We start from the raw sequence: 2325 nt of genomic DNA on the forward strand, positions 1-2325 counted from the left end.
ACGTAAGCCGAGCCGGAAGCGGCAACCAACATCTCAGATTCAGCTCGGATTGATTTAGCGGAGGGGTAGCGATGGCCTATGAGCAGTTCGTCCAGGTAATCATGCCATCCGTATTTTGTCCTGAGGATGGTAAGTGGATTCAGGAAATGTTGCAGCAGTTTACAGCATCAGCCAGGCACAAAATTGTGGCGCTGTACGCGGATGTTTATCAGGCCGCATGGAACGAGGAGCCAGTGTCGTTCAAGCGGGAGAACAGGGCAAGGCATGAGGCCAATGCGCGACTCAGGATGTTTGTGACTCAGCATGTCAGATCAGCGGCAGGGTTGACGGAAAAGCCGCCATTAGTGGGTAAGTCATAACAGCACTGAAAGCAAGTATCAAATTACACGCTGACTTGAAGGTGTCAGGTGTTAGTAGGTTGAGATTCTCTGTTCGTCTTTTTCCGTATCGATGTACTCATTAGCTAGTACATGAATAAGGGAGAAGGAGGAGGGGGGTAAGGGGGGAGGTGGATGTGGGATGGGAATAGGCCTTTTCCAACAGACCACTCCATAGGTTAGGTAGATCTCGATCTAAGGGGTTATTCCTGAAAATACCACCGTACTAGCAAGATGATACACAGAGCAGGCATAGACCAGAAGAAAGGTTTTCTCTGGAATAGTTAATTGGCGAGAGGTCACACAATGCTGAACATTACACCGAATTTTGCACAGGAACGTGCTCTGAACATGCTGCGCCGTGACTGGAAGTCATTTAATTCATTCATGGTCTATGCGCCTACAGGCAGTGGTAAAACCGGACTGGCGGCATTTATCGCTGATGGGTTTGTCAGTCGTGGCATGCGAGTGCTGTTTGTTGCCCCGTTCACTGTTCTGATCAACCAGACTTCCCGTCGCTTTGTTGAGTACGGCTTGCCGGAGGATGAAATCAGCTTTATCTGGCGCAATCATCCGAGCTATGACCCTGCGCTAAAAATTCAGATTGCCAGCGCCGATACGCTGATCCGCCGTGAGTTTCCCGACAATATCGACCTGCTGATTATTGATGAGGCCCACTTACGCAGAAAGCAGATCCTGATTGAGATTAATCGACTGGTTACTGAAACCAATGTGAAAGTTATTGGGCTGTCTGGTACGCCATTCTCACCGTTTTTGGGGAATTACTACAGCCGTCTGATTAAACCAACGACCATAGGAGAGCTGATCCAGCGTGGCGACCTGAGCGGTTACGAATTCTATGCACCCGGTAAACCTGATTTGAAAGGCGTCAAAACCTCCGTTTCTGCTGAGTTTGGATCTGACTATAACGAAACCCAACTGGCGGAAATTATGTGTGGTGCCGACCTTGTGGGCGATATCGTTGATAACTGGTTACAGAACGGGCGGGATCTGCCTACGGTGGCATTCTGCGTAAATGTAGCTCATGCCAATTACGTCACCCTCCAGTTCAATAAGTGCGGGATTAATGCAGAGGTGATGGTAGCAGATACACCTCATGAAGAACGTCAACTCATTATTCATCGCTTCGAAATGGGTGCCACAAAAATCATCGTCAGTGTAGGTGTACTGGTGGCTGGCTTTGATAGTGATGTTCGCTGCGTTATCTATGCCCGACCAACAAAAAGCGAGATCCGCTGGCTACAAAGTTTGGGCCGTGGGCTTCGCACCGCACAGGGGAAAGAGTCGTGTTTGATTTTCGATCACAGTGGCACCGTGCATCGCCTGGGTTTTCCTGATTCCATCGAATACAACGAACTGCCATCCAAAAGCGACGGCATGAAAGATAGTGCCAGCCGTGAGGCAGAAGAACGCACTGAAAAACTCCCCAAAGAATGCACCGAGTGTCATTTCATGAAACCCGCAGGGGTATACGTCTGCCCGAAATGTGGATTTAAGCCACTGGCAGGGCAGGACGTGGATACCGACACCCAGCGCGGCCTGAAAAAGCTGGGTAAGGGAAAGCGTGTATTCACCCAATCCGACAAGCAAGCCTGGTGGAGTCAGATCAAGTTCTATCAGCGCCAGCGTACATCGATGGGCAAGCCCGTAAGTGATGGGTGGTGCTCACATACCTTCCACGACAAATTCAGCGAATGGCCCAATGGCTTGAGTGATTTCCCGATGGAAATAACACCGGAAGTCAGCAGCTACATCAAACACAAACGCATCTCCTTTGCTAAGGGCAGGGAGAAATTAAAGTCACCGACTCAGCAATGTAATACCGGAAATATTGATACCACCACGGCGCTTATCGATACCAAAAATCATCTTGAAGAAATACGTAAAAGTTTAAGGAAACCAGCGTGAAGACAGCAGAAGCAGCAAA

2 protein-coding genes are annotated in these 2325 nt (G+C 49.2%); both read left to right on the forward strand.

What is annotated here, in order from left to right:
* Window positions 1-71 precede the first annotated feature (71 nt).
* Entirely contained in the window at window positions 72-359 is a 288-nt protein-coding gene (locus AEP37_RS23295) for a hypothetical protein (RefSeq protein ID WP_072086415.1), read from the forward strand.
* 324 nt (window positions 360-683) lie between these two features.
* Window positions 684-2306 carry a DEAD/DEAH box helicase gene (locus tag AEP37_RS23300; protein WP_049615557.1) on the forward strand — a complete coding sequence of 541 codons (1623 nt, stop codon included), beginning with the start codon at window positions 684-686 and terminating at the stop codon, window positions 2304-2306.
* Window positions 2307-2325: the final 19 nt, after the last annotated feature.

Origin of the sequence: Yersinia pekkanenii, from assembly GCF_001152565.1 — a bacterium.
Classification (GTDB): Bacteria; Pseudomonadota; Gammaproteobacteria; order Enterobacterales; family Enterobacteriaceae; genus Yersinia; species Yersinia pekkanenii.